Source organism: Pseudochrobactrum sp. sp1633 (assembly GCF_030376605.1).
Lineage (GTDB): Bacteria > Pseudomonadota > Alphaproteobacteria > Rhizobiales > Rhizobiaceae > Pseudochrobactrum.
Map to the genome: position 1 here is coordinate 240,543 of NZ_JARRAE010000005.1, position 25,418 is coordinate 265,960.

Genomic DNA, 25,418 nt, shown 5'->3' on the forward strand with positions numbered 1-25,418 from the left:
AGGCCGTTTTTTTTAATCCAAAATACGGTGCGGATGCGTATAAACATCAAATTCCGCACCGCGCACCAGCGCCACAAGTGTAATATTCAATGCGTCTGCAGTGCAGATAGCCAGAGCCGTCGGTGCGGAAATCGCCATAATCACCGGCGAGCGGATCGCCGCTGTTTTCTGCACCATTTCCAGTGAAACACGGCTGGTTACAACCACAACGCCACGCGCCAGATCGGCATTTTCAGCCTTGCCCTCACCGCGCAACAAAAAGCCCGCCAACTTGTCCAGAGCATTATGCCGCCCGACATCTTCGCGCACGGCCAATATTTCGCCACCAGTCTGATGCGCCTGATAAAACCCAGCGGCATGAACCGCACCGGTCGCCCGATGTAAAACCTGCAAATCCCACATCTGTTCAGCCGCCTGCACAATCTGCTCAGAGCGCAATGTGAAATCACTGTCTGCTACCGGAGGAAATTCCCGCACGGCTTGCCCGATCGATTCAATACCGCACAATCCGCAACCGACCGGCCCCGCCATATGACGGCGGCGGGCAGTCAGTGCATCGCGCTTCAGATCAGATAGTTGCATCTGCACATCAATACCGGCGGGGAAGCTCTGGATATCCATTGCTTCAATTTCCACAGCTTTCGCAATAATGCCTTCGCAGAGGCTGAAACCAACAGCAAAATCCTCAATATCCTGCGGGCTGGCCATCATCACCGCATGGGTGGTGCCGCCATAGGAAAAAGCGACCGGAAGCTCCTCTGCCACCTGCCGCTGCGAGGCTTTCAGCACGCCCTGACGACGGATAATATTACTGACCTCAGATGTAGCTGGCGGAATATCCGCGCCCTCTCTCTCAAGTCCGCAGGTTTTATCCATAGTTTTCCCTTTCAACCCTCTGACGCCATAACTATATGCTTTTATTGAAAGCATATACCAGCGCTTAAACGGATGATAATTTCCGCCATTACGCGGGAGTTTCAACAGGCAATAAGCGCTTTCGGGGTGGTAAGCACATCACGATGGTATATTCTGAAAACAAATCCACTAGAGCGTGTCGCGTTTAATCGTAACCACTACGCTCGCTCTGTTTTTTAGTTGACGCATATTCGCGGAAGCTCAAATGAACCCATTTGAGCTGAACATGCTTAAGTGAGGTTCTGACTTATGGACATTCGTCTGATTGATGAAAATTTTGCTGTAACCGGCCAGTTATCACCGGAAGATATTGCCGGTGTTGTGGCACAGGGCTTCAAAACCCTGATTTGCAACAGTCCGGATCATGAATCTGATGGCCAGCCGCTCTATGATGCGGTTGCACAGGCAGCAACAGCCGCCGGTCTGCAAACCTATTTCATCCCTGTGGCCGGTGGCCAAATCACGCAGGAAAATCTGGACGAGATGACTGTAGCTCTGGAAAATGCACCGACGCCAATTCTGGCTTATTGCCGTTCAGGCACCCGCTGCACCAATCTTTACGGCATTGTTCAGCAGCAGAAACAGCGCTGATTAAGCTCAATGATGATGTGCGGAACGCTCCGCACATCATCTAATTTCTACAAAACGCAGCGGATCATTCTATGTCTATCAGGCTCCTGAGCGAAACCATTATCAACCAGATTGCTGCCGGTGAGGTGATTGAACGCCCTGCCAGCGTGGTGAAAGAGCTGGTCGAAAATGCGATTGACGCCGGTGCCACACGCATTGAAATTGTAACCGCAGGCGGCGGTAAAAATCTGATCCGCGTGACTGATAATGGCGGCGGCATTCCGGCTGATGAGCTCACACTCGCAGTCTCGCGTCACTGCACCTCCAAGCTGACCGATGATGTGCATGATATCCGCGCGCTCGGCTTTCGTGGCGAAGCGCTGCCATCCATTGGCTCCGTTGCACGTCTGAGTATCAAATCCCGCACCGCAGAGGCAGATTCCGGCTATGAGGTGGTCGTGCGTGGCGGCCATCTGGAAGGCCCGCGCCCCACCGCTATCAATCGCGGGACAATTGTTGAAGTCAGCGATCTGTTTTATGCGACCCCTGCCCGCCTGAAATTTATGAAAACCGACCGTGCCGAATCCACCGCCATTACGGAAGTGGTGAAGCGCATTGCGATTTCCTTCCCGCAAGTTCGTTTTTCCATTGCCGGAACCGATCGCAGCCCGCTTGAACTGCCCGCAACCTGCACGGCAGGCGAAACGGTGAGCGAAGCGGCGATGCTCGAGCGCATTTCGCAAGTGCTTGGCGCAGATTTTTCCGAAAATGCACTGGCACTCGACAGCGAGCGCGAAGGCGTGCGCCTCACCGGCTTTACGGCTATTCCATCGTTTAACCGCGCTAACTCCCTGCACCAGTTCGCCTATATTAACGGGCGTCCGGTGCGCGATAAACAGGTGTTTGGCGCACTGCGCGGCGCTTATTCCGATGTGATCGCCCGTGACCGTCATCCGGTCGGCGTGTTATTTCTCCAGCTTGATCCGGCCTATGTCGATGTCAACGTGCATCCCGCCAAGGCTGATGTGCGCTTCCGTGATCCGGGACTGGTGCGCGGGCTGATTGTCGGCACCATCCGCCATGCCTTAGCGCAATCGGGTATCCGCCCTGCAACCAGCGGTGCAGAGGCCATGCTGAAAGCTTTTCAGGCGCAAGGTTTTGAAACGTCTGAACGATCGTCCGGCTCCTTTACATCATCCCCTGCTCGTAGCTGGCAGTCTGCCACGAGTTACCGTCCTGAACCGCCGCGTCAGGAATGGTCACCACAGACCGCCCATCCGGCACAGCGCCCGCTGCATCTCGATACGCAGCCAGCGCAGCGCTTTGAACAGGCTGGTTTCGGTGAGGCTCTACAGGCTACGATTTCGCAATTTACTGCGCCAAGTGCCGACAGTCGCGCCGCTGAGATTGAAGCACCGGCAGAATTGCTGCGTACGCCGCTCGGTGCTGCACGGGCACAAATCCATGCCAATTATATTGTGTCCCAGACCGAAGACAGTCTGGTGATTGTGGATCAGCATGCCGCCCATGAACGTCTGGTTTACGAAGCGCTGAAAACCGCTCTGGAATCCAAACCGATGGCCGCGCAGATGCTGCTGATCCCTGAGATTGTTGATCTGCCGGAAGAAGATGCGGAACGTGTTGTTGCCCATGCGCCAACGCTGGAGCGTTTTGGTCTGAGTGTGGAGCAGTTCGGCCCCGGTGCCGTGGCAGTGCGCGAAACCCCTGCCATGCTCGGCGAAATGGATGTGCAGCAGCTGATCCGCGATCTGGCTGACGAGATTGCCGAACATGACACCGCCAACGGGTTGAAAGACATGCTCAACCATGTGGCTGCCACGATGGCCTGTCATGGTTCCGTGCGCTCCGGTCGTCGTATGAAGGGCGAGGAAATGAACGCCCTGCTGCGCCAGATGGAAGCCACACCGGGTTCCGGCACCTGTAATCACGGGCGTCCAACCTATATAGAATTAAAACTCAGCGATATTGAACGTCTGTTCGGACGCAGGTAAAGAGACCTTTAAAGCGCCGGGCACCCGTTGGGCACACAAAGGTCGCTCTAACATTTTAAAAGTAGAGCATAATTTTACCTTAAACTGATCCAAGTTTAAGGAATTATGCTCTAGTAAGGTTTACAGGAAAGAATGATGAATATGTTTTCCAGCAATCGCAACGGCGAAGCCAAATTGCGTTATCTCGACGGCGACTATCAGGTTCTTGAACCGGGCTCCTATGTGATCTGCGCGGTTACCGGCGAAAAGATCGAGCTGGATGATCTGCGCTACTGGAGCGTTGCCCGTCAGGAAGCCTATGTAAACGGCCTCATTTCCTATCAGCGCGAGTTGGAAGCGAACCCTGAACTGCGCCAGCGCAGCAAGAGCTAAAATGACATACGAAATATCAGACCTCAAAACCCGGCCGCATTTTCTGGATGATGCGGCTGATAGTGTGTGGAATGCATGGTGGCGGCAGGACGGCCATGAGCTGGATTTTATCAAAGGCCTGTTTGAAGAAAGTCTCACGGCAGAGACTATACCTGCTGCCCTCATTGCCCATGATGGCAGTGCGTTTCTCGGTACTGTGTCGCTGATCGACAGCGATATGGAAGCCCGCCCGCAATATACGCCTTGGGTTGCCGCACTCTGGGTTGATGAACCGCAACGCTCACATGGTATCGGCGCTGCCTTGCTGAAAGCTGCAACACAACAAGCCCGCGATCTCAACTTCTCAGAAGTCTATCTCTGTGCAGAAGCTAACAAGCATGATTATTATGCTGCGCGCGGCTGGGTGCTGATTGAAGAGAATATTGATGACCTCAATATTTATCGCATAGCGCTCTGATTAGAGATCAAGCCTGCGTTCGAGAAAGTTTTGACGTGTTGTTTTGATAATACGCTGCAAAATTTTCTCACGGCCAAAATCAAGCCGCACATCAAAAACAGCAATATCGCGCAGCCAGTCACCTTTGTCCGCAGATTGTAAGCCGCGCAGCCGCACATAGTCTTTTGCCGTTGTTGCCAGTACAAGATTGGCGTCCTGTGCTTCTGTCAGAAGCTCGCGGATATCTTCCGGCTTATAATTATAATGATCGCCGAATGAGCGGCTGATAACCACCTCTCCGCCCAATTCGCTCACGCTGTCATAGAATTTCTGCGGGTTGCCGATACCGGCAAAAGCGAGAAACTTTTTGCCCTCTGCGGGCTGCTCGGCCACCGACACCAGTCGCGTATCAAAGAAGGGCTTGTTCGCACGCGCAGCCATACGAATAACCGCTTCTGATGCATCTTCACCCTTCAGATGGTTCGGCGTGATCCGCAGCAAAGCCGATGCCTGCTGCATCTGCGCCATCAAAGGCGCACGCAACGGCCCAGCAGGAATGATCTTGCCATTGCCGATCCCGCGCGCAGCATCCACCACTACCAGTGCATAATCATAGAACAGGCGTGCGCTCTGAAAACCATCATCCATGATGATAAAATCACAGCCCTGTTTTTTCAGCCGTTGCGCGCCCGCAAGCCGGTTTGCTGAAACGGCCACCATCGCATGTCTTGCCAGCAACAGCGGTTCATCTCCGGTCAGTTGCGCAGTGTCTTTATCCGGATCAACCAGATGAACACCCTTGAAAGAACCGCCATAACCGCGTGAGACAATGCCGGGCTTGAACCCTTCCGCCTTGGCAGCTTGCGCAAAGGCAATACAGGTCGGCGTTTTGCCTGCGCCGCCGACAGTGAAATTACCGATACATAAAACGGGTATAGCAATCTGCGGTGGTTCCGTCTCGATCATCCGGCGCCTGGCAACGGAGCCATAAATTGCAGCCAGCGGCGACAGTAAAAATGACCGCCAGTCAGGCTCACGCCACCAGAAAGACGAAGCATCACCGGATGTCTTGCGCCCGCTCATTACGAGCTCTCCGCTATATCCGTCTCCGGCGAAAAGTCAGCAATCGTTGTATCCAAGCGGGACTTAACCACCAGAGGCTGAATAAACGGCTCAAGCGCTGTTAAAGTGCGTTCCAGAGCACCGCGCATATCTCCGACCGTGCGTTTACCCGCCTCGGTCATAGCTTCCAGTTTCTCAGGATTATTGAACAGGAAGTTCACTGCACCGGCCAGCATATTATGATCACTGACAAGTTTTGCGCCGCCGTTTTTAATCAGGCGCTGATAGGATTCGCGGAAATTCTGCACATTGCGACCGGACAATACCGCTGTTCCGAGCATGGCCGGTTCCAGCGGATTCTGCCCGCCCTCTCCGGTCAGCGACTTGCCGACAAAAGCAATCTGCGACAGGCGCAGATAGAGCCCCATTTCGCCGATTGTATCACCCAGATAAACAGACACTTCCGGCGTAATCTCTTCACCGCGACTGCGCTGTGCCACCACCAGTCCTTTAGCCTCAACCATCGCACGGATTGTCTCGGCGCGATCCGGGTGACGCGGCACAATCATGGTCAGCAAATCCGGATGACGGGTGCTGAGCATTGTATGCACATTGGCGGCAATTTCTTCCTCACCGTCATGGGTGGAGATTGCAGCCCAGACCTTGCGCTTGCCGATTTGCTGCTGCAACCGTTCCAGTTCCTGCGGGTCAGCGGGCGGTGCTTCCGTATCCACTTTGAGATTGCCGGAAATTGTCACCGGACGGGCGCCAAGCTGGCGAAAACGCTCACCATCCGCATCAGACTGCGCAACCACATGCGCAAAGTTTTCAAACAAAGCCTCGGCGACCGCACTGCGCTTTTTCCATTTAGCATAGGAACGGTCTGACATGCGCCCGTTGATCAGAATTTGCGGAATGTGGCGTTTGCCAAGTTCCAACACAGTCATCGGCCAGATTTCAGACTCACATTTGATCGCCACATCCGGCTGCCAGTGATCAAGAAACCGACGCACTGCAGGCAGCAGATCGAGTGGTACATATTGATGGATCACTCTGTCGCCTAAACGCTCTGCAACCAACCCCGCAGATGTGCGTGTACCGGTTGTGAGCAGAATGCGGATATCCTGAGCCAGAAAATGCTCAACCAGCGGCAATATAGCCGTGAATTCGCCAACGCTCGCGGCATGCATCCAGATCAGCGGCCCGTCAGGACGCGCAATCTGGCTGCGCCCGTAACGCTCGGAGCGACGGTTGCGGTCTTCTTTACCTTTGGAAACGCGATAACTGATATAAGGCCCGATCAGCGGATAGGCCGCGCAACCCGCAGCCTTATAGATTTTAAGAATAGTGCGGGCCCATTTTTCACTCATTCTTATCTCCATACCGGCCTTGTTTTATGCCGTACAGCAGTTCTGTTCTGTAAAACGAACACAAAATACCGGAAACACAAAGGGCACAAAGACTATTTGCGCCCCTGCGCAAGCTATTGAAATCTTGCATAAAGATGCCCGGCGAACCAAGCCTATCTTAAGTTTATACACGAATAAACCGGTCACAAGGTGATTATATAAAAGAATGCCAGCCGCTATCACAATTTATTGTCATCGGGCAGCAGGCGGCTGCAATCCCAGCTGAGCATAGGCAGCAACCGTGGCAGCATCGAGCTGACGGGTCAGCTCCTGCCGCTTTTCCTCAAGTAAATTTTCATCGGCATCAACAGGCACAAAAACCGGCTCAGTCGTTGCAACCGCAGAGCGACCGAAAGGCAAAGGAATAGATGTTTTATCCCAGCTCTTTTCAAGAACTTTGCTGCGGGAAAAAGCGTAAGCAACAGGTAGAATCGGACGCCCGGACAGCTTTGCCAGCAAGATAATACCCTGCCCCGCCTCACGCACCGGACTATGGGCAACATCGGCAATCATGCCGGTGCTTGTTCCCTGATCAAGCGCCCGCTTGAGGGTCAGCAAAGCCCGCGCTCCGCCCTTGCCGCTATTGTCGCTGTCTGCCCGCCCGCCTGAACCGCGCACCGTTTGCAGACCAAGCTTTTCTGCAACGCGTGCATTCAATTCAGCATCAGCGCTGCGGGAAAACATAGCCACAACCGGCACAGATTTTTCCCGCACAAACGGCGCCATCAAATGCTGGCCATGCCAGAACGTGACGATATAAGGCGCCTGCGCCTTTTGCGATGCAATCGTTTCAGTGAAACCCGGCAACCGTTTATTGGTCAGATAAACTAATCTCAGATAACCTGAGATCAGGTTCACCAGCACAGTTTTCAGCAGTTCCGAACGCGCCAAAGGCCCGCGGATGCGCTGCCAGAAACGCTTCACAAATCCGGTACGGTGCGGGGTTTCATCCGTCACAGTCAGAACGCTGCCCGTCAGGCTTTGTCAGCAGAGCGTACAGCTTCAGCAACTGCACTTGCAGGATCCAGAAGACGGTGCATGTGAACGATGAAATAACGCATATGCGCATTATCAACAGTCTGCTGAGCCTTGGATTTCCATGCCATTTTTGCAGCTTCATAATTCGGATAGATGCCGACAATGTCCAGCTTGTCCAGATCGCGGAATTCCATCGAGTTCAGCGTCTTCAACTCACCGCCGAATACCAGATGCAGCAGTTGTTTGTTTTCACCAGATGCGGTCATTATTCTAATCCTGTCACTGAGATTATGTTACCGGAAGGCATGCCATGATGCACTGCCTCTGTTGCCGCCCTCTTTAGAGCGGTTTACGTTCAAGTTCAACCGGAGCGCTCACTGCACACTCTTTAATTTATCGCATTTTCTTAAAGAGCGATAACCGGTATAATTCAGGAATAGCTCTGATCTGATAATAGCTGCCGCACAACGCTCAGCATCTCATCCTCAAAACCTGCAACCGCTGCAACCAGCACATCATGGCTGAATGGTTTTTGTCCGGCCGTCATGTTATGCACCGCGCCATAGCTAAGCCTTTGTCCCTCAAGGGTCAAAAGTCTGCCACCGGCCTCCGAGAGCAGCAAATCCGCAGCCGCCAGATCCCAGTCATGCGCACCACCGCGTACAAAAGTTCCGGCCAGCTCTCCCCGGCCAACCATTGCGATACGATAGGCAAGCGACGGCACATAGGGCGAGAAAGCCGTTTTACTGCGAAAGCCCTCAGGCAGATCATTAAAATGTGATCGTGACATGGCTACAGGATAGCTGCGGCCATCATCCGGCAAATGCGCCGTAACCGGTTTGCCATTCTGAAAAGCCCCCATTCCAAGAGCTGTTGACAGCACTTCCTGTCGCACCGGCACATCCAGCACACCGCAGCGCGGCTTGCCCTGATCAATCACCGCAATACTCACGCACCAGCGGTCATCGCCTGCAAGGAATGCACGGGTTCCGTCAATCGGGTCGACAACAAAAGCCCGCTGTCTGCCGGTGCGCTGCTGGTCGGTTGCCGTTTCTTCTGAAATCCAGCCATAATCAGGCCGTGCATGCAGCAAAAACTCCTGAAGATAGCGGTCGACAACCAGATCGGCTTCACTCACCGGCGACTGACCGCCTTTCAGCCAGACCTCGGGATTCTTGCCGAAATAATGTAATGCAAGACGACCTGCCTCAGCCGCGGCCTCGCGGATGAGGTGCAGATCATCAATATCCACCTTTGAAGGAGCCGATTGTGTCTCAACTGTATGATCAGTTTCCGGCAAGTGTCATCCCTTCAATTACCAGTGTTGGCGATGCGGTTCCGTAAGAGCGGTCAAGGTCACTCGCAGCAGTCATATTCAGAAACATATCCTTGAGGTTAGACGCAATTGTCACCTCACTGACCGGATAAGACAGCTCACCGTTTTCAATCCAGAAACCGGAAGCACCACGGCTATATTGACCCGTGATCATATCCACACCCTGCCCGAAAAGCTCTGTTACATAAAATCCGGTTCCGAGCTCTTTCATCAGTTCTTCTGGTGTGCGTTCACCTGCTTCAATCGCCAGATTGGTCGAAGACGGCACGACTGTCGAACCGGAACGCACGCCGCGGCCATTGGTCTTCAGCTCCAGCTGACGGGCAACAGAGCCGGATAAGAACCAATGTTTCAGAACACCGTTTTCAATCATGGTCAGCTTTTCACCGGCAATGCCCTCACCATCGAACGGGCGGGACGCGGAGCCGCGCAGACGCAGCGGATCATCGGTAATGCTGATGCCTTTATTCAGCACTTGCTGTCCCATTTTATCACGCAGAAAGCTGGTTTTGCGAACAACCGATGATCCGTTAATTGCTCCGGCAATATGACCGGCCATGCCGCGTGCAACTCGCGGGTCGAACATCACATTCACCGTGCCGGTTTTAACCTTACGCGCATTGAGGCGGCGCACTGCCCGCTCACCGGCATTGCGCCCCAGCTCTGCCAGTTCCGGCAGATCGGCAAAATGCAGACGCACACGCATATCATAATCACGCTCCATACCGGTGCCTTCACCGGCAATAGCACTGACCGAGCGGCCAAAACGGCTGAGGGTATAGAAACCTTCAAAACCGCCGGAGGTAACTAGCACCATGCCCCCCATACCGGCAGAGGCTGTTGCTCCGCCGGAATTGGTGACACCGGCAACGGCCCGTGCGGCCTCTTCCATCGCCAGCGCATCATCAGTCATGCGCTGCGCATCAATCTGTGTTGCGTCAAACAGGTCAAGATCGGCAATGTTTTTTGCCAGCAGCGCAGGATCGGCCAGCCCTTCATAAGCATCTTCCGGCGAGACTTTGGCCATTGCCACCGCGCGCTGCGCCAGTGCCACAGGATCAGCACCCTTATTGGCATTCGCGGAGATACTGGCAATGCGCCGCCCTACAAAAACCCGCAGCGAGAAATCATCGCTCTCGGACGCTTCCGTGGCTTCAACTTTGCCCAGACGCACACTGACATTACTGGAACGGCTGCGCACAACCACCGCATCAGCATAATCTGCGCCTGCTTTTTTGGCAGCAGCTACAAGAAAACGTGCCTGATCCGCTAGTTTTTGAGCAGAGCTTTGTGCGTCCATCATATTTCCTGTCGTTTATCGTCTGCCGGAGTTTCGCAGAAAACTGCATACTCCGTGTTACATGATCTGCAGGCAGCAGAACAAAAGCCCCGCCTGCCTTACTGGTTTCTATATACGGATATGGTGTTAAATTTATAAGTCTCAATTTATATTTATGCAGGTTTGCGCAAAATATGCGCACCGGAAAGATTGAACTTTTTTCCGGCAAAACTAATTCTGGTCCAGAGTAATCACAGATGCGTTTATGTCTTCATATTTCAATACTACGGAATCATAAACGTGATAATCACCTGTAAGAAACCGTTATCTGCATCATTCCGTTTCATACTATGTTCTGCGGGCTTTGCCGCAGTCTCCCATAGGATGATTTGCTGCCTGTAGCGCTCCTGCACCCGCCCCGACAAATGTAATATGTGATGTTTTAATTATGGAAAACAATATTTCCATCGGCAGTCTCTATCTGCAAACCCTGATGATCCTCGGTGGAGCGATCATTGCCGCACCGCTGTTTAAACGGCTGGGGCTGGGTACCGTTCTCGGCTATCTGGCAGCCGGTATACTCATAGGGCCGATGGCCCGTCTTATCACCGACGGTGAACAATTACTGCATTTTTCAGAGCTGGGCGTAGTTTTCCTGCTGTTCATTATCGGGCTTGATCTCAAGCCCTCGCGGCTTTGGTCGATGCGTCATGCCATTTTTGGCCTTGGTCTGGCACAGGTTGCCCTCTGCGCCATTGTGCTTGCATGGCTCGGCGTGAATGTGGCTGGCCTGCCTGTTCCGGCGGCCATCATTATCGGTTGCGGTTTTGCACTGTCATCCACTGCATTTGCCATGCAAATTCTGGAAGATAAAGGCGAAACCAGCCAGAAATACGGGCAGAAAGCCTTTGCTATTCTGTTGTTTCAGGATCTGGCGATTGTGCCAATTCTGGCGCTGATCCCTGCTTTGTCACCGGGGGAAAGCTCTCAGGCCGCCGCCAATTTCCATGTGGCAACTGCAATCGGCGCGGTCATTATTCTGATTATTGCCGGTCGCTATCTGCTCAACCCAATGTTTCGTATCATCGGCAATACCGGCGCGCGGGAAGTCATGATCGCGGCGGCACTGTTTGTGGTGCTGGGCTCGGCCACGCTGATGGAGGCCGCGGGTCTTTCTATGGCGATGGGCGCTTTTATCGCCGGTGTTTTGCTTGCAGATTCATCATACCGGCATGAGCTGGCAGCCGATGTGGAACCGTTCCGCGGTATCTTCCTCGGCCTGTTTTTTGTAGCGGTCGGGCTTTCGCTCAATCTGGTGGTTATTCTCGATAACTGGGTGATGATCCTGCTCTCCGTGCCGGTCATCATCGTCACCAAAATTACAATCATCTATCTGCTGTGCCGTATTTTCCGCACCAGTCATAATGATGCAATCAAAGTGGCGTTCCTGCTGCCGCAGGGCGGTGAGTTTGCTTTCGTGCTTTTCTCGGCAGCCAGTGCCGCAGCTGTTATCACCGATGCATTGGCATCCGAACTGATTGCCGCCATTACCATTTCTATGGCTCTGACTCCGCTTTGCGTATCCTTGGGCAACCGTCTGCTCTCTACATCAAAGCAGGAAGACGGTATGGAAGAAGACTTTGAAGGTGCAGGCTCCGACGTTCTGATGATCGGCTTTTCCCGTTACGGGCAGATTGCCTCGCAAATTCTGCTGGCCGGCGGCTCTGATGTGACAGTGATCGACAATTCGGCCAATAAAATTCGCGCTGCCGGACGCTTTGGTTTCCGCATTTACTTCGGTGACGGCCAGCGCAAAGACGTGCTGGAAATGGCAGGTATCCGCAAGGCAAAGCTGGTTGCCATCTGCACCGAGAAAAAAGAAATCACGGATCGTATTGTCGATCTTATTCAGACAGAATTTCCGGATGTAAAACTTTATGTCCGCTCTTTTGACCGCGAGCATACGCTGCAATTGCGGGCGAAAGGCGTGGATTACGAGTTGCGTGAAACTTTTGAATCCGGTCTGCTGTTCGGGCGTAAAACGCTGGAAGCGCTTGGCATGCCAGAGGAAGAAGCCCAGACAATTGCGGATGATGTGCGCCAGCGCGATGAAGACCGCCTGCATGTACAGGCTTCGGAAGGTATTCTCGCAGGCCGTCACCTGTTGTTCAACAAGCCTGTGACACCGGAACCTCTGGTCAAGCCAACCCGCTCGGCAGTGCCGCTCGACAAGGCGACGGAAGAAACCATCGCCCCAGTCACGCCTTATCCCGAAGCAGGTGCATCCCTGTCTCCGGTAGCCGAGTAAGCAGACAAAACTCAGGAATATAAAAAACGGCGCGGTGATGACTCACCGCGCCGTTTTATTTGTTTCGCTTTAAACGCAGCCGGTTAATTCAAGCTGGGGCCAACCACGAGAATGGCAGGATCAGCTTTGAGCAGTTTTGCTGCAACGGCCTGCACATCATTGGTCGTAACGGCATTGATGAGATCGGCGCGGCGATCAATATAATCACGCCCCAGATCCTGCTCCTGCAAGCCAACCAGCGTACGGGCAACAGCAACGGATGAATCCAGATTGTTGATCGCATAGGCACCAATGGCGAAGCTCTTGGCAGAAGCCAGCTCTTCTTCAGTCACGCCGGATTTAGCCATACGTGAAACCTCGGCGCGGATAACATCCAGACTTTGTTGTGCACGGTCGGGACGCGTTCCGGTCGAAATATTCAGGCTGTTGGAATAATCCTGACTGCTCAGACCTGAAGAGACGGTGTAGGCCAGACCACGCTTTTCACGCACTTCGTTATAAAGACGCGATGTAAAGCCGACGCCGAGAACCTGATTCATCAAAAAGGCCGAGAAAAAGTCCTTATCGCTGCGTTTAACACCCGGATAAACCAGGCTGATTGACGTCTGCGGCAGATCATAGGTCACGGATGTGGTGGCACCCAAGGCCAGTTTGGCCATATCAACCGGTTTCAGATCTGCTTTATCTTCCAGATTACCAAACAGATTATCCAGCAGCGGCGCCAGTTCTTTGGCACTGATTGCACCGACAACACCGATTTTCAGCTTGTCTTTACCGAACAGTTTCTTATGCGACTGCAGCAGATCATCACGGGTGATTGCCTCAAGCGACTGAACTGTACCCTCTTCACGGCGGGCATAAGGATGCTTGCCATAGAGAACTTCAGCAAATTTCTGTGCGGCAATGGTGTTCGGATCATTCTTGGAGGCGTTAATACCGGCAACAATCTGTGCACGGATACGATCAATCGCGGCCTGATCAAAGCGCGGTTTCTGAATGGCCAGTGCCAGCATATCAAAAGCAGCCGGACTGTTTTCTTTCAGCATGCGCATGCCACCGGAAACCGTATCCTGACTAGCCGTGAAGCTCATCTCCGCACCGATATTATCCAGCCGCTCCTGATAGGCATCGGACGGCATATCGCCCGCACCTTCATCGAACAGGCCGGTCATCAGATTGGCGAGCCCCTCTTTGCCTTCAGGGTCTTGCACACTGCCGCCCTTGAAAGAAAAGCGGACGGAAATCAGCGGTACATTGCCGTCTTCCACCAGCCATGCTTTAATACCCTTGGGCGAAGTTACTTCCTGAATTTCCAGCGCAAAGGCTGGCAGCGTTGTCAGGAGCGTAAACAGGCCAATAGCTGCGGCTTTAAACATGCGTGTACTTTTTGATTTTACAGGACGTGCGTTTTCAAATCCTGCCTCAGAGTGAAGAAGATGGGACATTATTTTTTCACCTCTGATTTCTTACCGGATTCCTTGTTCACATCATTCTCAACCGGTGCATCACCGGCAGCGCCGGTTTGCATTTTATCTGCAGCTGCAGGTGCAGCCGGTTGTGCCGGTTTTGCAGTCTTTTCCTCAGCAGTTTCCGGCGGCAGCAAATAGCCTGTCACAGCGATTGAAGGCTTCAGATAACGCTCAGCAACATCTCTGATCTGCTCCGGTTTGACAGCACGGATTTTGTCCGGCCAACCCAGCACATCATCAACATTCTGCCCTACGGCCAGTGAAGAACCATAAATACGCGCCATACCGGTCTGGCTGTCACGGGCGAAAATCATCGACTTCAAAAAACGATTGCGTGCCTGATTAAGCTCGGTTTCAGTCACGCCGTCTTTAATCAGCCGCTCAACTTCCGCATTGATTGAAGCCTGCACCTGCTCCAGCGTCGCATCGCCGCGCGGTGCGCCATAGAGCATGAATGTACCGTCATCCAGCGCATCGCCGCCGTAATAAGCGCCGGCGCTGGAGGCAATGCCCTGCTCAACAATTAGCTTCTGATAGAGGCGGCTGCGCAAACCACCGCCGAGAATTTCTCCCAGCAAATCAAGGGCTTCGGCGTCGCCTTCACGCCCTTTAGCCTTGGCGTTGACATAGGACGGCACAATCCAAGTTGTATTGTAGGAAGGCTGATTCACACGCGCATCGTGCAATGTTACCGTACGGGCTGTGTGTTTTTCCGGCTCCTGCGGACGAATGCGCGGGGCAACCTCGAAGCGCTTCGGCAGCTTGGCGTAGGTCGTGAGTGCAAGATCACGCACCCGCTCCGGCGTCACATCACCGGCAACGACGAGAATGGCATTATTCGGCGTATAGTAACGCTCGTAAAAACCAATCGCGTCCTTCAGGCTGAGTTTTTCCATTTCCTGCTGCCAGCCGATGATCGGGCGGCGATAAGGATGATTGTAGAACGATGCGGCACTGACCTCTTCGCTCAGCATTGCACCCGGATTGCTGTCCACACGCATACGGCGCTCTTCCAGAATAACATCGCGCTCCGGTATGATGACTTCATCGGTCAGAACCAGATTGATCATCCGGTCGGACTCATATTTCATCACCATTTCCAGCGCATCCGGTGCGACCTGCTGGTAGTAGGCCGTGTAGTCGGACGAGGTGAAAGCATTTTCCTGCCCGCCAATGGCTGCAACTTTGGCAGAAAACTCACCGGCCGGAACGTTTTTTGTGCCCTTGAACATCAGATGCTCAAGAAAATGGGCAATACCGGAAACACCTTCCTGCTCATCAGCGGCACCAACGCGATACCAAACCATCTGCGTCACAACCGGTGCGCGATGATCAGGGATCACAACAACGTCCATACCATTGGCAAGCTGAAAACTGCTGACACCCTTCTGCGTTTTAATTTCAGGGATGGCAGCCTGCTGATTATCATTGGCCGGATTGCCTTGAGAAGAAGCAGCCGGTGCAACCTGCGCTTCAGCAGGTTTAGCAGCTTGCGCAAAAGATGCGCCCACAGTCGCAGAACTGACAATCAGCGCCAGCATGGATGTGCTGACCAGTTGCCGGCAAAAGGATAGATATGGCACGAAAAGTGTCCCTTCCTGTTTTGCAAAACAACCTTAATTAAACGAGATTGCGGCAAATTCGCAACCTCCATCAAAAATTATGTCATAATGACAATAATTTAATAATCGCAGACCGGTTTTCGGCGCCCTGTCTTTAAACGCAAAATGCCCGCTAAAAGCGGGCATTTTGTTTATGAATAATAAGATTATTGAGCTAATTCATAAAATCTTATTGTAGTGATCCCGTAATTCCGTTCATCACGCAGAATGAAGCGATCATCCAATGTGATTGCAGCTTCCGCTATTTCTTCCAGAATCAAAAGCGCATCAGGTTTCAGCCAGCCGCCTTCAAGCGCCGAAACAAAAGCCTGTTCACCCAAACCTTTGCCGTAAGGCGGATCTGCAAAAACCAGATCAAACTCGCCCATTGTGCCTGACGGTCCCAATTGAGCGGCATTGCGGCGAAACACTTTTGTATGCCCCTGAAGACCGAATGCCTCAACATTCTGGCGCAACAATCCGCGCCCCTCTACGGATTCCTCAACGAAAACCGTATAGCGGCAGCCACGCGACAGCGCCTCAAGTCCGAGCGCACCGGTGCCGGCAAACAAATCCAGCACCCGTGTATTTTCAAGCTTCTCAGGAAAGCTGTGCGAAATAATATTAAACAGGCTTTCTCGTGTCCGGTCACTGGTTGGCCGGATCGCAGAACTTTCCGGCGTTACCAATGCACGTCCGCGATATTTACCGCTGACAATGCGCATTAACGCTTATCTCCGCGAGGACCCGATCCGCGCGGGCCGGATCCACGGGGACCCGACGGGCGATTTCCCGATGGCTTGCCGCTATGCGGCCCCTTGCCAAATGAACGGTCGCCCGATGGTTTGCCACCACGTCCGCCCTCTGGCTTGCCACGGAAAGGCTTGTCGCCGGACGGGCGGTCACCAAATGGTTTTCTGTCGCCATAAGGCTTCTTGTCATAAGAACGCTCGCCTGAAAAACGACGCTCTTCACGCGCCGGACGCTCGCCGCCTTCATTGTCGCGGCGGTTTTCCGAACGGAAGCCTTCACGTTTAAAGCCATCACGGCCTTCTTCATCACGGCGGAAGCCCTGACGCTTATAGCCGTCGCGGTTTTCCGGACGCGCCTGATAGCCACGGCCACCGTCTTCACGCGCAGGACGTTCAACACCATCACGGCGCGAACGGCGGCGGTCTTCACCGGCGACAGGCTTGGTTGTTGAATTATAAGCCTTGGCACCAGGTGCCATCCATACGTTAACGCCGCGCGGACGCTGCGGCTGCGAACCAAATTTATCCTCACCGCCCTTTTCAGAACGACCACCACGTGGCTTGTCAAAGCCACCGGAGCGCGGTGCTGATGTGCTCAAGCGTGAGAGACCATCTTCACGCCAGCTTTTGCCATCGCGATCCCGCTGGAAAGGTTTACGCTCACCATCACGAGGCGCGCTACGGAAGTCGCTGCGTCCCTCACCACGCGGAGCACCGCGATCTTCACCGCCACGAGGCGCACCACGGAATTCACCACGATTATCTTCGCCGCGCGGAGCACCGCGACTACCTTCACTACGAGGAGCGCCGCGATCACCTTCACCACGGGGTGCACCACGCGAACCGCCACGGAAGCCGCCTTTGCCGCCACCGCGTCCTTTGCCACCGGCATCACCGCTGCTGGAGATCCAGTCTGATTTATAACGGGAGCGTCCTTCGCCCTCAGTATCAGTGCTGCGGTCTTCATAGGCATCAAAGCGCTGCATACGATGCGGAAGTTCACCCTGCACAGACTCATTAGAGAATTCATTATAAATCGGCGCTTCAAAATCAGCACCGGAATCTTCCACCAGTTTTTCACCAAGCTGCTCACGCAGCGTGCGGCCACGGATTTCGCGTACCGCACCTTCTTCCAGATCGCCCAGCTGGAACGGTCCGAAAGACACACGGATCAGACGGGAAACGGCCAGACCAAGCGCGCCGAGAATGTTCTTCACTTCGCGGTTTTTGCCTTCGCGCAAACCGATATTCAGCCAGACATTCGAGCCCTGTTCGCGCTCAAGGGTGGCTTCAACCGAACCATAGAACACGCCGTCAACGGCAATACCATTCTTCAGTTCATCAAGCTGTGCCTGTGTGACTGTACCATGTGCGCGCACGCGATAACGGCGCAGCCAGCCGGTTGCCGGAAGCTCCAGAACGCGCGACAAACCGCCGTCATTGGTCAGCAGCAACAGACCTTCGGTATTAATATCAAGCCGGCCAACGGACAGAACGCGCGGCAATTCTTCCGGCAGCGCATCAAATACTGTCGGGCGGCCTTCAGGATCACGGTTCGTTGTTACCAGACCGGCAGGCTTGTGATAGAGCCACAGACGGGTACGCTCGGCCTGCTGCAAAACTTTATTATCAACAGTGATTTTATCGGTGCGCAGAACATTAACGGCAGGGCTGGTCAGCACTTTGCCATTCACCGCAACGCGACCGGCAGCGATCATGCTTTCCGCTTCACGACGCGAGGCAATACCAACGCGGGCAAGGCGCTTGGCAATACGTTCACCCTCATCCGCGCCGCTCATGTCAAAACCGCGTGGTTTGTCGCCACGGGGTTCAAAACCACGAGGCTTGTCACCACGGGATTCAAAACCACGGGGTTTATCGCCTCGGGATTCACCTTCGAAACGGCGCGGGCGGTCAGAACCTCTGTCATCACGCGGGCGGTCACGCTTTACAAAAGGACGTTTGCCGCGTTCATTATCATGATCGTCACGGGTCATCAGAATATCAGCCTTTCACCGGTATGAGGGCCCGGCGTCAAAAATAGAAAATCAGGATGCGGAAAGTTCTGCCTCAAAACCATGCTAAACCATTCCGATCCGGCAAAATTTAGGATAAAGCTGACAACACTTGCAGCGCAGTTCTTATGCTACACACCTTATTAAAGCTACGCTCTAACAAATCATCTTCGTGCTTGCGAGCAAAATATCTAAAAGGCTGCCGGACTAAATGCAAAAAAACACAACTGGCAGCAATTTAACCCTGTCAGGACACGAAAAAACAAAAATCTCGCCCATGCAAGCTGCGATGGAAGAAGCACGCGCTGCCGGTTTGCGCGGAGAAGTGCCGATAGGCGCGGTCATCACCCATAAAAATCAGATTATCGCTCGTGCAGGCAACCGCACAAGAGAAATCAACGATCCGACAGCTCATGCTGAAGTTTTGGCAATTCGTATAGCCTGTGACGCCCTGAAAAACGAGCGCCTGAACGATTGCGAACTCTATGTCACCTTGGAGCCCTGCGCTATGTGCGCGGCAGCCATTTCCTTTGCCCGCATCCGCAGACTTTACTACGCATCCAGTGACCCGAAAGGCGGCGGCATTGAATATGGTCCGCGCTTTTACAGCCAGCCGACCTGCCACCACGCACCGGAAGTTTACTCCGGTATTGGTGAAACAGAAGCAACCAATCTCTTGAAGGACTTCTTTAAAGAGAAGCGTAAATAAAAACACCGCATTCTGATTAAGAATGCGGTGTTAAAAAAATCAAAGACCGAGTACGTCACGCCAGCTCTTGGAGCCACCGGCCTCAGCCTTGCGGCGACGTTCTTTTTTTGCCTCATCTTCACCCAGATCACCGGTAGCAGCACTTGCGGCTGGCTGGCGATAGGTAATAGGCGGCTCACTCAGATATTTACGCTGTGTGGCTGTACCGCCTGCACGATCAACAGCGGCCTGCTTGGCAGCAGCTGCAATCGCCGGATCAGCAACGGAGTCGCGCGAGGCAAAATCTTCGCGGCGGCTTGAACCGCTCGGCAGAATCTGGCGGCTCTGTGCCACACCGCTCGGGCCATCAGGCGCAATCGGTGATACGAAATTCGGGTTATCACGATTAGCTTCAATTTCAGCACGCAGACGCTTGCGGCGCTGCTCAGGTGATTCCGGCCATGAAGGATCACCCGCACGGGCAACACTTTCCTGTGGCTGCGGCAGGCTTTCTTTTTGTCCTGCAACAGGCTTCACGAGATCAGGACGCGGCTTGTATTCAATACCGCCACCGTTTTTTTTCGGTCCGAGTGTGGCAATGGATGACATATCATCCAACAATTGCGAGCTGGCTGATTTGCCTGTGCCATAGGTCGGATCGGACACGCAACCGGCAAGACCCAGACTGGCCAGCACTGTTGCGAAAGCGAAAATGCGTCCTTCAATCTTCATGAGCACCACTTTTATCCGTATTCGGCCAGATTAACCCAACCATCGCTAAATTTAACTTCACACCATTATGGCGTTATCGGGTCTTTCCGGCAACTCCAAGGCATAAAGGCAGATTTTTACTGCCGGCAAAAAAATTCAATGCTGTGCCTTAGCACGGCAGAAAATACGCGGCAATCACTGATAAGTGTTTGTTAACGGTGATTGCCGCAGATTTATGATTACCCCAGACGCCCCAGCGCTTTCAGTTCATGCAATGCAGCGGCATCGCGTGCCGATACATCAGGGAACTCAGAATCACTGCCAACATCATTGGTATAGCGCCATGAACGGGCACATTTTGTGCCGGTTGCCTTTTCAGGCACGACAGCAACACCCTTCACATCACTCAGTTCAAATGCTGTGCCAGTCGCCGGTTGGTCGCTGATTGTCACATCACTGGTGATGCAGATTTCAGCAAAGTCCAGACCTGCAACGGCCGACAGCAATGACTGATCCGTAATATGCACAACCGGTGCAGCTTCCAGCGACGAGCCGATACGCTTATCCGCACGCTCCAGCTCCAGAGCACCGGTGACAACGCGGCGAACATCGCGCACCTTGTCCCATTTGGCAGCCAGAACCGGATTATTCCATTCCGCAGGAATGTTGCGGAACTGCTCCAGATGCACGGATACCGCATCTTTATAGCGGTCAAGCCATGCTTCTTCCGTTGTAAACGGCAGCATCGGTGCCAGCCATGTCACGATATTATCGAACAGATGGCGCACAGTTTGCAGAGCAGCCTTGCGGCGCAGGCTCGAAGGCGCATCGCAATAAAGCGCATCTTTGCGGATATCGAAATAGAAAGCCGACAATTCGATATTGGTAAAGTCGATCAAAGCACGGGTGATACGTTTGAACTCAAATGCATCATAACCGTTGCGAACAACTTCATCCAACTCGCTCAGGCGATGCAGCATCAGCTTTTCAAGCTCAGGCAGATCGACATAGGCAACTTCTTCACCTTCATCATGTGCCAATGTACCCAGCATCCAGCGGATGGTGTTACGCAGCTTGCGATAGGCGTCGATATTGGTCTGAATGATGCTCTTGCCCAGACGCTGATCATCCCAATAATCCGAGGTCATCACCCACAGGCGCAGAATATCCGCGCCGGAATCCTTGATGATTTCCTGAGGAGTCACGGTATTGCCGAGCGATTTCGACATTTTCTTGCCATGCTCATCCATAGTGAAACCATGTGTGAGCACTGCATTATAAGGCGCACGGCCACGGGTGCCGCAGCTTTCCAGCAGCGACGAGTGGAACCAGCCGCGATGCTGATCGGAGCCTTCCATATAAAGATCGGCAGGCCATTTCAGATCAGGACGATCTTCCAGCGTGAATGTATGGGTGGAACCTGAGTCAAACCATACGTCAAGAATGTCAGTGACCTGCACCCAAGACTCACCGGCGCGATTTCCAAGGAAACGCTCACGCGCGCCTTCAGCAAACCATGCATCCGCGCCTTCAGCCTCGAATGCTTCAAGAATACGTGCATTCACGGCTTCATCAAGCAGCACAGTGCCGTCTTCATCCGCAAACACGCAGATCGGCACGCCCCATGCGCGCTGACGGGAGAGCACCCAATCCGGACGGTTTTCAATCATCGAGCGCAGACGGTTCTGACCGGCAGCAGGCACGAAACGTGTATCATCAATCGCCTTCAAAGCGCGGGAGCGCAATGTGGTACCATCGCCCAGTTCTTTGTCCATATAGACAAACCATTGCGGCGTATTGCGGAAGATGATCGGTTTTTTCGAGCGCCATGAATGCGGATAGGAATGCTTCATCCGGCCGCGTGCAAACAGCAGACCACGGGCGATCAGCTCCTTGATAACCGCTTCATTGGCATCGCCCTTTTTGCCGTTATCGTCGATAACGCGCGCTGCGCCACCTTCACGGTCAGGGCCAAAGCCCGGTGCATCGGCAGTGTAGAAACCGGCATCATCCACAGGGAAAGGAATTGCCGGATTGATACCGCGTGCTTCAAGCTCGCGTGCTGCATCCATCCACGCTTCAAAGTCTTCACGACCGTGACTCGGAGCGGTGTGGACAAAACCTGTACCGGCATCGTCAGTTACGTGATCACCGGCAACCAGCGGCACAACAAACTCATAGCCGCCGCCAAAGCCTTTCAGCGGATGGGATGCGGTCATAGCGTGAAGCTGCTCTGCGGAGACAGCGCCAAGACGTTCAAAAGTCAGCTTGGCTTTTTTGAAGCATTCTTCTGCCAGATTGTCAGCGAAGATCAGCTTCTCACCAGCCTGCGGGCCAAAATCATTTTCCGCACCGGTTACTTTATAAAGGCCATAAGAGACTTTTGGCGAATAGGCGACAGCGCGGTTACCCGGAATTGTCCAAGGCGTTGTCGTCCAGATCACCACACAGGCACCGGCAAGGTCACCTTCTGATGAGACAGGGAACTTCACCCAGATCATATCCGACTCAACATCGTGATATTCTACTTCGGCTTCAGCCAGCGCGGTGCGCTCAACAACCGACCACATCACAGGCTTGGAACCGCGATAGAGCTGGCCTGAACGGGCGAATTTCAGCAGCTCACCGGCAATGCGGGCCTCTGCATGAAAATTCATTGTTGTGTATGGCCGTTCAAAATCACCGGTGATCGCCAGACGCTTGAACTCATCCGACTGAATTTTGATCCAGCCTTCAGCAAATTCGCGGCATTCTTTGCGGAATTCATTGACCGGCACTTCGTCTTTATTCTTGCCTTGTGCGCGGTATTTTTCTTCGATCTTCCACTCAATCGGCAGGCCGTGACAATCCCAGCCCGGCACATAATTAGAGTTAAACCCACGCATCTGGAACGAGCGGGTGATCACATCTTTCAGCGTCTTGTTCAGCGCATGACCTATATGGATGTTGCCGTTGGCATATGGAGGGCCGTCATGCAGCACCCAAAGCGGGCGATCCTTGGCATCTTCACGCAGCTTCTTGTAGAGATTCATCTCTTCCCAGCGGGCAACCAGCAGCGGCTCGCGCTGCGGCAGGCTGGCGCGCATCGGAAAATCGGTCTGCGGCAGATTGAGCGTTTTGGAATAATCGATTTTTTCAGCAGTCATTATCTTAAGCATTCAGTTGGACTGCCGGAGCATATTGCGGGCAATATACTGCGCTCGGGCAGGCAGTCTCGGAAAATACAAACTCAGCAATTCCGGTTACAACCGGGCAATACTGAATATCAGCTATTCTTCCCGGACCTTTCCCCCTGAGCCGCTGTGGTCAGGTATCAAGAAAAGGCCGGGCCAATAATTCGGCCAGCATGTCGCAAAATCATAAATCTTGATAATTGTCTCATCATGGTGCTGCTTTTAACAATGCAAGCGCACAGAATAAAGAGGCAAGATGGATAATCTTTGCCGTTCGATAGTTTTTCGAAACAAATAAGTCTGCGCTTTTATAAAAATACCCGCTTTTCACCCGAAACATCAGTCCAGAGTAAAGTCGAAACGATAGGTTGCCGAAACACCGACCGTCAACTGATGGCGCGAACCACGCTCTGAAACCAGACTGGAACGGGCGGCTTTACCCTGCAGTTTGGCATATTCTGCATAAAGACTTGTGGTGATCTTATCTGTCGCCACCCATGTAACAGCTCCGCCGAGGCCTACTGAGGAAATTCCGCCGCCATCAGGATCATAGACGGAAAGACCGCTGGCTAAAGATTCCTCAGCATTAATACCGTAATAAGTATCCAGATATTTTTCGGAAGCAAAAGACATCCGCGGTCCGCCGGATACGCGGATTGCCGGTGTCACATCATAGAACGCATCGCCTGCCACTTCGCCGACAATGCCATTATGAGCGCGAATCCCGTGGCGCAGTTCTGTGCGCAGACGAAACCAGTCAGTCGGGTAGAACTCCATAAAGCCGCCGACTTCACCACCCCACGGCACGTCCTTCAGCCCGTCGGCCTGACTGCCGCCACGCGCCATCAGAAATTCACCGGTCAGCCCTATGCGAAAATCTTCCATATCCATCAGAGCAAAAGAAATATTATCATTGCGCGAGGAAAAACGCTCGGCAACGCCTGTTCGCCCAAACGAAATCAAAGGCTGAGCGCTTAAAATATATTTGCTGGAGCCGGTAAAACGCGGCTGGCGGTAAAAATCACCACCAACGGTCAGAGACCAGTCCCCTGACCAGAAATATTTACCCGATGACTGCCCGCCCTCTTCTGCCATTGCCGAATTCATGAATGGCACAACAACAGATAAAGCAGCCAATCCGGCAATCCGGAACCGGTTAAAGAAATAACGCAAAACGCACACTCCCGCCCCGTACATAAACGGGAAAACAGATATGCGCCTATCATTCAAGTAAAGCGGTAAATATATTCTGAAGAGCTGAGAATTACTCAGCCTTGCGAGAAAGTCAGATAGGAATCCAAGAGAGAAAGCGGCTGTACAGCGGATAGTATCGCCCGTGCTTCAGCTTCATCCTGCCGCATCTGCACCATCAGCGCATCAAGCGAATCGAATTTTTCTTCTCCGCGTAAGTAAGCAAAGAATGAAACAGAGCAAAATTCGCCGTAAAGATCGCCTGAGAAATCAAACACGAAGGTTTCAAGCAGCGCACAACCATCACTATCGACTGTCGGACGGCGGCCAAAACTGGCCACACCATCATAGAGCGTGCCGTCTGCACGACGAAAACGCACAGCATAAATACCATGCTTCAGGCTGGTTTGCTCCGGCAGAGCCATATTGGCTGTCGGAAAACCAAGCGTGCGTCCCAGCTGCTTACCTTTGATAACCGTACTTGCCAGTGTGTAGCGGTATCCCAGCAACCCCGCCGCAGCACTCACATCACCCTGCTCCAGATATGCCCGGATACGAGAGGAAGAAACAACCTCCCCACCCTCATCCGTAAACGGTTCAATCAGTGTAACGCCGAAGCCATGCTTCTCACCGGCACTTTTCAAAAACTCAGGATTGCCCTGCCGTTTTTTGCCGAAGTGAAAATCAACACCGGTAATTACTTCTGACGCGCCCAGACGCTCGATCAGAACCTGATCAATAAACGCCTGCGCACTTAAACCTGAGAAATTTGCATCAAAAACCTGTTCAACAACAACATCAAAACCAAGCAGCCCCAACAAAGCAGCTTTTTCCTGCGCATCGGTCAGACGATCCACCGGCTGTGCAGGATGAAAGAAACTACGCGGATGCGGTTCGAAAGTCAGCAAAACCGCAGGACAACCACGCGCTTTCGCACGTTTTAGTGTTTCTTCGAGAACGGCCTGATGTCCGCGATGCACACCATCAAAATTACCGATTGCCACAACGCCGCCGCGCAAATGCACAGGCAGTGTCTCAACTCCGCCCGCACTGCAGCTGAGACGAAGAATGGCGGATTGTGCAGCAAAATCTGAAGGCATCGTTGTCATAAACTTGTTTCAGGACACTTGTTTCAAAGCAA

The 25,418-nt window shown here is 53.2% G+C and carries 21 protein-coding genes; 6 read left to right on the plus strand and 15 right to left on the minus strand.

What is annotated here, in order from left to right:
* Positions 1–12 precede the first annotated feature (12 nt).
* A complete protein-coding gene (fdhD, locus tag P8H26_RS08090) occupies positions 13–876 on the minus strand; it encodes a formate dehydrogenase accessory sulfurtransferase FdhD (RefSeq protein WP_289632421.1) in 864 nt (287 codons plus the stop codon).
* Positions 877–1,164: 288 nt separating this feature from the next.
* Here fdhD and P8H26_RS08095 point away from each other — a divergent pair, with 288 nt between their 5' ends.
* From P8H26_RS08095 to P8H26_RS08110, 4 genes are all read left to right on the plus strand, one after another.
* Positions 1,165–1,506, plus strand: a complete 342-nt coding sequence (locus tag P8H26_RS08095; RefSeq protein ID WP_289632422.1) for a TIGR01244 family sulfur transferase — start codon at positions 1,165–1,167, stop codon at positions 1,504–1,506.
* 71 nt (positions 1,507–1,577) lie between these two features.
* Positions 1,578–3,497: a DNA mismatch repair endonuclease MutL gene (gene mutL / locus P8H26_RS08100; RefSeq protein ID WP_289632423.1), complete on the plus strand. Its 1,920-nt coding sequence runs from the start codon at positions 1,578–1,580 to the stop codon at positions 3,495–3,497.
* A gap of 135 nt (positions 3,498–3,632) precedes the next feature.
* Positions 3,633–3,869, plus strand: coding sequence for a DUF2093 domain-containing protein (locus P8H26_RS08105; protein WP_289632424.1), 237 nt, complete (start codon positions 3,633–3,635; stop codon positions 3,867–3,869).
* Position 3,870: 1 nt separating this feature from the next.
* Positions 3,871–4,326 carry a GNAT family N-acetyltransferase gene (locus tag P8H26_RS08110; RefSeq protein ID WP_289632425.1) on the plus strand — a complete coding sequence of 152 codons (456 nt, stop codon included), beginning with the start codon at positions 3,871–3,873 and terminating at the stop codon, positions 4,324–4,326.
* On the opposite strand, the gene lpxK is transcribed toward P8H26_RS08110, so the two are convergent.
* The 6 genes from lpxK to P8H26_RS08140 all read right to left on the minus strand — a co-directional run bounded on the left by lpxK (position 4,327) and on the right by P8H26_RS08140 (position 10,390).
* Positions 4,327–5,388, minus strand: coding sequence for a tetraacyldisaccharide 4'-kinase (gene lpxK, locus P8H26_RS08115; protein ID WP_289632426.1), 1,062 nt, complete (start codon positions 5,386–5,388; stop codon positions 4,327–4,329).
* Positions 5,388–6,737, minus strand: coding sequence for a lipid IV(A) 3-deoxy-D-manno-octulosonic acid transferase (gene waaA / locus P8H26_RS08120; RefSeq protein ID WP_289632427.1), 1,350 nt, complete (start codon positions 6,735–6,737; stop codon positions 5,388–5,390). Before waaA ends, lpxK begins: the two co-directional genes overlap by 1 nt.
* Before the next feature lie 231 nt (positions 6,738–6,968).
* Positions 6,969–7,733, minus strand: a complete 765-nt coding sequence (locus tag P8H26_RS08125; protein ID WP_289632428.1) for a lysophospholipid acyltransferase family protein — start codon at positions 7,731–7,733, stop codon at positions 6,969–6,971.
* A 17-nt stretch (positions 7,734–7,750) separates the two neighbouring features.
* Positions 7,751–8,020: a DUF4170 domain-containing protein gene (locus P8H26_RS08130; protein ID WP_022711233.1), complete on the minus strand. Its 270-nt coding sequence runs from the start codon at positions 8,018–8,020 to the stop codon at positions 7,751–7,753.
* Between the two features lie 164 nt (positions 8,021–8,184).
* Complete coding sequence (locus tag P8H26_RS08135) at positions 8,185–9,054, minus strand: 3'(2'),5'-bisphosphate nucleotidase CysQ (RefSeq protein ID WP_289632429.1); 870 nt, start codon at positions 9,052–9,054, stop codon at positions 8,185–8,187.
* The gene (locus tag P8H26_RS08140) at positions 9,041–10,390 is read right to left on the minus strand and encodes a TldD/PmbA family protein (RefSeq protein ID WP_289632466.1); all 1,350 of its coding nucleotides are present in this window, start codon (positions 10,388–10,390) and stop codon (positions 9,041–9,043) included. The genes P8H26_RS08135 and P8H26_RS08140 overlap by 14 nt, the downstream gene beginning before the upstream one ends.
* A 427-nt stretch (positions 10,391–10,817) precedes the next feature.
* Here P8H26_RS08140 and P8H26_RS08145 point away from each other — a divergent pair, with 427 nt between their 5' ends.
* Positions 10,818–12,677, plus strand: coding sequence for a monovalent cation:proton antiporter-2 (CPA2) family protein (locus P8H26_RS08145; RefSeq protein ID WP_289632430.1), 1,860 nt, complete (start codon positions 10,818–10,820; stop codon positions 12,675–12,677).
* Between the two features lie 83 nt (positions 12,678–12,760).
* On the opposite strand, the gene P8H26_RS08150 is transcribed toward P8H26_RS08145, so the two are convergent.
* The 4 genes from P8H26_RS08150 to P8H26_RS08165 form a co-directional block, all read right to left on the minus strand.
* Entirely contained in the window at positions 12,761–14,053 is a 1,293-nt protein-coding gene (locus tag P8H26_RS08150) for a pitrilysin family protein (RefSeq protein ID WP_289632467.1), read from the minus strand.
* A 68-nt stretch (positions 14,054–14,121) separates the two neighbouring features.
* Positions 14,122–15,687 (minus strand): pitrilysin family protein, encoded by a 1,566-nt coding sequence (locus tag P8H26_RS08155; RefSeq protein WP_289632468.1) that lies wholly within the window; start codon positions 15,685–15,687, stop codon positions 14,122–14,124.
* 227 nt (positions 15,688–15,914) lie between these two features.
* Positions 15,915–16,472 carry a 16S rRNA (guanine(966)-N(2))-methyltransferase RsmD gene (rsmD, locus tag P8H26_RS08160; protein WP_289632431.1) on the minus strand — a complete coding sequence of 186 codons (558 nt, stop codon included), beginning with the start codon at positions 16,470–16,472 and terminating at the stop codon, positions 15,915–15,917.
* Entirely contained in the window at positions 16,472–18,496 is a 2,025-nt protein-coding gene (locus tag P8H26_RS08165; RefSeq protein WP_289632432.1) for a pseudouridine synthase, read from the minus strand. Before P8H26_RS08165 ends, rsmD begins: the two co-directional genes overlap by 1 nt.
* Positions 18,497–18,725: 229 nt before the next feature.
* Here P8H26_RS08165 and P8H26_RS08170 point away from each other — a divergent pair, with 229 nt between their 5' ends.
* Positions 18,726–19,223, plus strand: coding sequence for a nucleoside deaminase (locus P8H26_RS08170; RefSeq protein WP_289632433.1), 498 nt, complete (start codon positions 18,726–18,728; stop codon positions 19,221–19,223).
* 39 nt (positions 19,224–19,262) lie between these two features.
* On the opposite strand, the gene P8H26_RS08175 is transcribed toward P8H26_RS08170, so the two are convergent.
* The 4 genes from P8H26_RS08175 to P8H26_RS08190 form a co-directional block, all read right to left on the minus strand.
* The gene (locus P8H26_RS08175) at positions 19,263–19,934 is read right to left on the minus strand and encodes a hypothetical protein (RefSeq protein ID WP_289632469.1); all 672 of its coding nucleotides are present in this window, start codon (positions 19,932–19,934) and stop codon (positions 19,263–19,265) included.
* 218 nt (positions 19,935–20,152) lie between these two features.
* Complete coding sequence (gene ileS / locus P8H26_RS08180) at positions 20,153–23,059, minus strand: isoleucine--tRNA ligase (protein ID WP_289632434.1); 2,907 nt, start codon at positions 23,057–23,059, stop codon at positions 20,153–20,155.
* A gap of 366 nt (positions 23,060–23,425) precedes the next feature.
* Positions 23,426–24,193 (minus strand): MipA/OmpV family protein, encoded by a 768-nt coding sequence (locus P8H26_RS08185; RefSeq protein ID WP_289632470.1) that lies wholly within the window; start codon positions 24,191–24,193, stop codon positions 23,426–23,428.
* Between the two features lie 161 nt (positions 24,194–24,354).
* Positions 24,355–25,377, minus strand: a complete 1,023-nt coding sequence (locus tag P8H26_RS08190; protein ID WP_289632471.1) for a bifunctional riboflavin kinase/FAD synthetase — start codon at positions 25,375–25,377, stop codon at positions 24,355–24,357.
* Between the last annotated feature and the right edge of the window lie 41 nt (positions 25,378–25,418).